This window comes from bacterium, from assembly GCA_035530055.1.
Lineage (GTDB): Bacteria > UBA6262 > WVXT01 > WVXT01 > WVXT01 > WVXT01.
The window spans coordinates 1-7,453 of the sequence record DATKVN010000044.1; the positions used below are offsets into that span (position 1 = coordinate 1).

5 protein-coding genes are annotated in these 7,453 nt (G+C 42.2%); all 5 read right to left on the reverse strand.

Annotated elements, in window-relative coordinates:
- On the reverse strand, positions 1–3,383 hold a 3,383-nt coding region (locus VMW39_03865), incomplete at its 3' end, for a DNA polymerase III subunit alpha (GenBank protein ID HUW23148.1).
- Between the two features lie 251 nt (positions 3,384–3,634).
- The gene (locus tag VMW39_03870) at positions 3,635–4,555 is read right to left on the reverse strand and encodes a hypothetical protein (protein ID HUW23149.1); all 921 of its coding nucleotides are present in this window, start codon (positions 4,553–4,555) and stop codon (positions 3,635–3,637) included.
- 11 nt (positions 4,556–4,566) lie between these two features.
- A complete protein-coding gene (locus tag VMW39_03875; protein HUW23150.1) occupies positions 4,567–5,733 on the reverse strand; it encodes a tetratricopeptide repeat protein in 1,167 nt (388 codons plus the stop codon).
- A gap of 82 nt (positions 5,734–5,815) precedes the next feature.
- A complete protein-coding gene (locus tag VMW39_03880; GenBank protein ID HUW23151.1) occupies positions 5,816–6,265 on the reverse strand; it encodes a gliding motility-associated C-terminal domain-containing protein in 450 nt (149 codons plus the stop codon).
- Between the two features lie 131 nt (positions 6,266–6,396).
- On the reverse strand, positions 6,397–7,453 hold a 1,057-nt coding region (locus VMW39_03885), incomplete at its 5' end, for a response regulator (GenBank protein ID HUW23152.1).

The following is a 7,453-nucleotide window of genomic DNA, read 5'->3' on the forward strand; positions in this document are numbered from 1 at the left end:
CTAAGTTTGACCTGTGTTTTTGAACTTATGTTCACAATTCTATTACGCTGGGCAGACAGGTTAAAATTCACCCGGCAATTACCCTGGTTTTTTATAAATAGTTCCTTCAATTTCTTTAAAGTATCCTCTTCCAACCCGGCTGTGGATAGCTTCAAAGTCATCTGGTGGATGAGAAGCTCCCTGGCACGACTAAAGGGAATTACTTCCGAAGCCACAATCCTCGGTTTCTCTTCCCGCCAATTAAGCCTTCCTTTGACTATAACCATCTCATCCCTAATCAAGCACTTTCCTATGCCTTTCTCATAAGCGTCGGGAAAAACAATGACTTCCACCATTCCCGTCAAGTCCTCTAACTTAAAGATAGCCATCAATTGACCCTTCTTCGTTTTCTTCTTGTTGAGAGAACCTATTATTCCCCCTACGCTCACTTGACTTTCGGTCTTTGACTCGTACAGTTTATCTATTGAATGGCTGACATAACTGTTCATCTCTTCGGCAAACTTTGCCAGGGGATGACCTGTAATATAGAAACCCAGTACTTCCTTCTCGTATGCCAGTAATTTATTCTCTTGCCATTCCTTTGAGGGAGGCAATTCCTCTGCTTCTCCAAGAGTAGAGTCGACGAGATCAATGAAAGAAGTCTGACCGCTCAGTCGCTCCTTCTGGACCCGCAATGCTTTCTCTAAAGCGAGGTCCAATCCTTTAAATAACTGAGCCCTTGGTTGACCAAGCGAATCGAAACACCCCGCCTTAATCAAGCTCTCAACTGCTCTTCTATTGACCAGCCTCGAGTCAACCCGAACACAAAAATCGCATAGTGATGTAAACGCTTCTCCACTTTCCCGGGCACTTACAATAGAGTCTATAGCCCCGTGCCCCACATTCTTAATAGCTAAAAGACCAAAGCGAACATTCCCATTTTCTATTCTGAATTCTGAAAAACTTTTCTCCACACTTGGTGGCAGCACAGTGATGCCCATCTGATGACACTCAGATATATATTCTACGATTTTATCGGTATTCTCCATTTCGCTACTTAAAAGCACCGTCATATACTCCAGTGGATAATTTGCTTTGAGCCAGGCAGTCTGGTAAGCCAGAAGCGCATAGGCACTTGCGTGGGACTTATTGAAACCGTATCCACCAAATTTCACCATGGCATCGAATATTCTATTTGCTTTCCCTGGGGAAATTTCTTTCTTTCCTGCCCCCTTTACAAAATTCTCTCGCTGTCTTTCAATTTCTGTAGGTATCTTCTTCCCCATCGCCTGGCGCAAGACATCAGCCTGTTCTGGAGGAAAGCCTGCTAATTCCGTAGCGATGCGCATAACATCTTCTTGATAAAGGATTACACCATATGTATCCTTTAGAATTGGTTCAAGCGAAGGATGTTCATAGTTTATTTTCGCACGTTTATGTTTTCTGGCCACAAACTCATCTACCATTCCGCTCCCAATAGGACCGGGACGATAGAGTGCTACAAGGGCAATTACGTCGGAAAATTCTGTTGGCTTTAACTTTCTTAAAAGGTCCCTCATTCCTGCACTCTCCAACTGAAAGACACCGGCAGACTTTGCTTGTGCTAAAAGTTTGTATGTTTTCCTATCATCAAGGGGAATATCAGAGGGTTCTCTGGGAGCTTCTTTCGCTCTCTTACTTATAAGCTTCAAGGCTTCATCAATCACCGTCAGTGTTCTCAATCCCAGAAAATCTATTTTCAAAAGACCCAATCTAATTAAGGCAGAATCTTCGTACTGAGTAGTTACCACATTCTTACTACTCTTTGCTAAGGGCACATAATTAACCATCTCTCCAGGGGTAATTACAATTCCTGCAGCATGGACGCCCGTATGGCGTTTGATTCCTTCAATTCTCTGAGCCGTGTCCAATAGATTCCTGACCACGCCCTCAGTCTCATATCGCCTGTTCAATTCCGGCACCAGCTGTAAAGCACCCTGTATTGTCTCGCCAAAAGGAATCAATTTGGCAATTCCATCTACCTCAAGCAAAGGAACATTCAATACCCTGCCAGTATCTCTGACCACAGCCCTGGCTAACATAGTTCCGAAAGTTATAATCTGAGCTACATTTTTTTGTCCGTATTTCTCCTTCACATAACCAATAACTCTATCTCGTCCATTATCGGCAAAATCGATATCGAGATCGGGCATACTCTTTCTTCCAGGATTCAAGAATCTTTCAAATAGAAGACCGTACTTCAACGGGTCCAGTTCAGTAATTCCCAGAAGATAGGCAACGAGACTTCCAGCGCCAGACCCTCTACCCGGACCTACCATTATCTTTTGATGTTTCGCATACTCTATGAAATCCCACACAATCAGGAAATAACTGGCAAACCCCATCTGGCTTATGACCGAGAGCTCATAGTCCAACCGTCTACGTATATCGGGCGTAGCTTTCGTATATCTTTTCTTTAACCCTTGTTCACAAAGATTTTTTAAATACTCATCGAAGTTATAATTCTCCGGAACTTTGTAGTCGGGCAAATGCATTGTTTCAAAGTCGAGCTGGAGGTTACATTTTTCAGTAATCTCTATTGTGTTCTTTATTGCCTGTGGGATTTCAGCAAAAATTTGCTTCATTTCTTGAGAGGATTTAAAGTAGAATTCTTCTGTGGAAAACTTCAGATGTGAGGGATCATCGAGCGTTTTGCCGGTACCAATACAGAGAAGTATCTCCTGGGCATAGGCATCAGTCTTATCCACGTAATGGCAATCGTTGGTAGCTACCAATGGAACTCCCATCTCTTTCCCTAATTTAATTAATTCTCCACAGACCTTCTCCTGTTCACTGATTCCGTTATCTATCAGTTCAAGGTAAAGGTTCTCCTTACCGAAAATCTCGCCATAAAAGGAAATGTCCTTTTTAGCCTTATCATGGTCGTCATTTAATATAGCCTGGGAAATCTCGCTCTTAAGGCAACCAGTCAAACATACCAGTCCTTTTGAGTATTCTTTAAGTACTTCCTTATCTACCCGGGGTCTGTAGTAGAAACCTTCAAGATAGCCGATACTCACCAGTCTAATCAAATTCTCATACCCGGTTTTGTCCTTTGCTAAAAGAATTAGATGGTTTGCTGCCCCCGATATACCGCTTCCCTCCTTAACATACCGGCTTTGTGGAGCAACATAGATTTCGCAACCTATAATCGGTTTTATCCCGCTATTCACACATGCCTGGTAAAAACCAATTACGCCAAACATATTCCCATGGTCAGTAATTCCCAAAGCGGGCATCTTGTACTGGGATGCTCGCTGAATAAGATTCCCGGGAGCCTTATGGTTATCCAGAATACGACAGGCACCATCGAGAAGGCTGTATTCAGTGTGCAGATGTAAATGGACGAAATCTGAATGTTCCATAAGATTCACCAAGTCTGTTGGAGTAGCGAAACTTGTTTCGCGCTAACTAGCCGCAGAGCAAGCAAACGCACCGCAAGCGGTGCTACTCCAATTATTGGAGTAGCGAAACTTGTTTCGCGCTAACTGACCGCAGAGCAAGCTCTGCTACTCCTTTCCAGCGAAGAAATTTTGTAGGAAAAATCCAAAGGAAGGCTACGAAAATCTATCAAATCAGGAAGGTAAAGTCAAGGAAAAATGTCGAAGGTGAACGTCTAAAATTCCGCTGCCGTAGTCACGTAAAGTTTTAAATAACGATTTAAAAGAAACTCTTCTTCCAGGAGTCTTATTCTAATAACGAATATATATTTTTTGCCAGCATATTCTTCTCTTTCAGGAAAGTTAAGGTACATCCTTACCTTGCTTTTTTTCTTTCTTTTTAGACCAAAATCCGACTTGTCAAAAGTTAAAAAATCCGGGTCGGGACAGTCCTCATATCCATCTTCAATTTCTATTCCTGCTCTTTTTGCAGAGATACTTCTTACCTCGTAAATATGAGGATAACGACTAAGATTTTTCACTTCTAATACCTTTCCAATCACTTTTTTAATATCGCAAACTTCCCCTATTTTTACATTCTCCAGTACCATCTCGTCTGGAAAAACAGCGAAGTCTAATTTCCCTGCAAACTCTTGAGACAAATCCCTTTCCTTTTCAGAAATTTCAAGGAGAAGCCTGCTCTTCAAACCCAAAGCAATGGGTAGATTCCCCTTGCCCACAGTGTGTGACCAGATGTAAACTTGATATTTCTTACCTAGATATTTCTTATTGCGGGGAATAGTGACAATTACATTAGTCATTGCATTTTTTGACGGCTCGACAGAAAAGTAATCCTTTTCCAACTCTATCCAGGAAGCGTCGGGAATTGGCTCATATCCCTCCTTCAATTCACTTTTAGATGGCACCAATACTTCTATTTTCAACCCAACGGAATCTTTACCTTTATTTCTCACCCGCAATTGCCGATTAACTTTCTGCCCAATTGTATAGTTCTTTCCGATACTTAAGTTCCGGACAGTCACCTCAGTGAAGCTAGTTGATATTCCTCCTGTATTACCATCTCTGGGAAGAGAAAGTAACAGCATCAGAGATAAAATAAGAAGGTAAGCCTTTATCCCTACACCAGTTTTTCCCATTCCCCCTCCAGCTACTTTTTAATTTTCATTCTCTCCTTTGCTCTCTCAATAAGTCTTAGCGATTGAGTATGATCCGGTTTCAATTGTAGAACCTTTTCAAATTCAGCAATAGCTGCCTCATATTCCCCTCTCTTGTAATGGTCGATTCCACGATAATAGTATCTCCTCATTTCCTCTGTTTTTTCTTCTTCACTTAAAGGTTTCGTGGGAATACCTATTTCTGCCGGTGAAGGCCTTGGCGTTTCTGATACTGTTTCCCTAAGCCCACCAAAACGTAATGTCACTGAGAAACGATGAGAACCATAAGTCCCTCTGAGCCCGGAAAGGGGATAGATGAAAGCATAATCTATTTCGAATGAAGATACCTGACAACTTCCTCCCAGAGAGAAACTCTTAAAGCCATCACTCCCTATATCTATCCCTCCACGAACTCCCATTGACTTACCTGAGAGCCACTTCTCCGCGCCAGCAGAAATGTTAAACTCCCTGTGTTTATAAACAGCATCTAAGGCAAAATTAATTAAATTAATTTTATCTCTGTAAGCAACACCTATTCTGACTCCCAGGGGAAGTTTATCTCTTTTATCTGCCAGATTCATATTTGGCTGAATGATATCTGTGATGGAAAGTCCAGAAAAGATATTGGCAGTAAGATTATATAAAAGCCCAATATCACTACTAAATCCTATCCTGGAATAACCTTTTTCCTGAAAAAGGGGGTCAGACTTTGTGTATTGGTTATTATTATATCGTTTGTATAGTAATTTGAAGTTCAGCCCGGCAGAAAGCGAACTAAATAACTTATTGCCATAAGAGAAGATAAAGGTATCTTCTCGATAAAAACCCTTCAGCCCCAGGCTCAGCCAGCCCACTCCTATTCCGCCCAATTTTTCCAGGGGATGAGCGTAGCCGATGAATGCATTCCCCAGGTTACTCCCATCGTCCAGTCCCCAGTAGAGTCTTCCATATCCGCTGGTGAACTCTGGCTGGGTTAGTCGACTCAATCCTGCAGGATTATAATAGAGGGAATGGACATCGTCAACCAGAGCGACAAAGGCACTTCCCATTCCTATGGGTCGCGCTCCCACACCAATGTCCCCAAAATCCCCAAAAGAGACATTAGACCCAAGACTCAAGACTATAGTCACTAACCCTATGAAAATGGCATTTTTGTTCATCAGTCCCATCCCTTTCGGGCGGCCACGGCGGGCCGCCCCTACACCGCCTTTTATTTATAATTGACCATTCATAATTCATAATTTATTTAGCAAGGACTATTGTGCCATTTATAGTTTGGCCTTCTACTTCTATCTGGTAGATATATATGCCACTAGGTACTATATTCCCACCCTCGTCTTTCCCATCCCAGGTGAACTTATCTTCCCCACCTCCAACGATATCAAGCTGTCTTACCGCCGACCCTTTGATATCATAAATCCAGCAAACTATACTGTTCTCATCAATATTTTCGTATTCGAAAGTTACCTGTTCATTATTACCATCACCATTTGGGGTAAACACACGTGGACGTGGGTAACCCTCATCTAGCTTAAAACCTGAGGCAGAGATATTGAAAGCAAGCATTTCAGCATCTCCTTCTCTTCCAGCCGAAAGTAGACCAAAATTAAAAACAAGAATAATACTAATCAAAAGTAGAGAGAACCCGAATCTCCTCTCCACCTTTCCCAATCTTTCTGTTCTGTAATTCATAATTTACCCTCCTCGCTCATAGTCAAGATTCTTATCCTTTGCCATCTTCTCAAAACCAGTCCCGTAGGGGATGACCGCCGTGTCATCCCTGGGCGGCCACAGCGGACCGCCCCTACATTCACTAATCTTTACTACTTCTTTCCTTCTTTTAAACCTTCTTTTATAAGTCGTTTTAACTGAGCTGGATCTATTGGTTCAATTAAGTAATCAAAGATTGCCTTTCTTGTCGACTCTTCGAGAGTCTCTAAATCAAGTGCACTGAATCGGCTCATCATAATCACACAGGTCTTTCTATTCATCTCCTTCAATTTTGTTGCCAATTCCAAACCACTCATATCTGACAACTCAAAGTCTATAAGCGCAACATTGAAGAAACTCTCTTCTGCTCTCTTTAGCGCTTCTGAACCATTATTGACTGGAATTATCCTGTATCCTTCTTCAGTCAATATATTTGAAATTGTTTCTTTGTGAGCTGGTTCCCCATCAACCAAAAGGACTTTCACTCTCTGCCAGGAAGAACCGACTCCTTTCTTCTGCTCCTGGACCTCTTCTATTACCCTCAACAACTTTTCCATATCCAGGAAAGGCTTATACAGACAGGTGTAAGCTCCCTTCTTTAGCGATTTTCCCGCGAGTCCCTCTGAAGAGTATCCGGTCATCATTACTACGCCTATATCGGGTTTAATCTCTTTCACCACTTCCAGAACTTCCATCCCATCCATTCCTGGCATCCTTATATCTAAAAGTATGACATCGAAATCGCTTCTGCGAACAATATCGATTGCTTCATAGCCATCCTTAGCTACGAATGCCCTGTAGTTTCTGTCAACCAGAATATCCCTTAGAGTTTCACGATCTTCAACCCTGTCATCGACCACCAAAATTAGAGGCCTTTCCAGGATAGACTCAATAGTGGCCACAAGCTTTTTCACATTAAAAGGTTTATCGACCACCGCATCAACTCCAGATCCCATAGCGTCCTTTATCTCCTCCCTTACGCTTCCAGCAGTCATCATTATTATAGCTGCTGAGGGGTGGAGATTCTTTACTTCTTTGAAGCTCTCCACTCCACTTATCCCTGGCATTTTGAGGTCCATGAGAATGATATCGAAGTATTTCTTCCTTAAAAGTTCGAGCGCCTTAATTCCATCCTCCACCATAGTTACATTATAGCCCTTGCTCTCAAAA

What these genes read in the sequence shown, in the direction of transcription:
- VMW39_03870 (HUW23149.1), bottom strand. Translation starts at nt 4,555, where the DNA reads ATGGGAAAAACTGGTGTAGGGATAAAGGCTTACCTTCTTATTTTATCT.
- VMW39_03875 (HUW23150.1), bottom strand. Translation starts at nt 5,733, where the DNA reads ATGAACAAAAATGCCATTTTCATAGGGTTAGTGACTATAGTCTTGAGT.
- VMW39_03880 (HUW23151.1), bottom strand. Translation starts at nt 6,265, where the DNA reads ATGAATTACAGAACAGAAAGATTGGGAAAGGTGGAGAGGAGATTCGGG.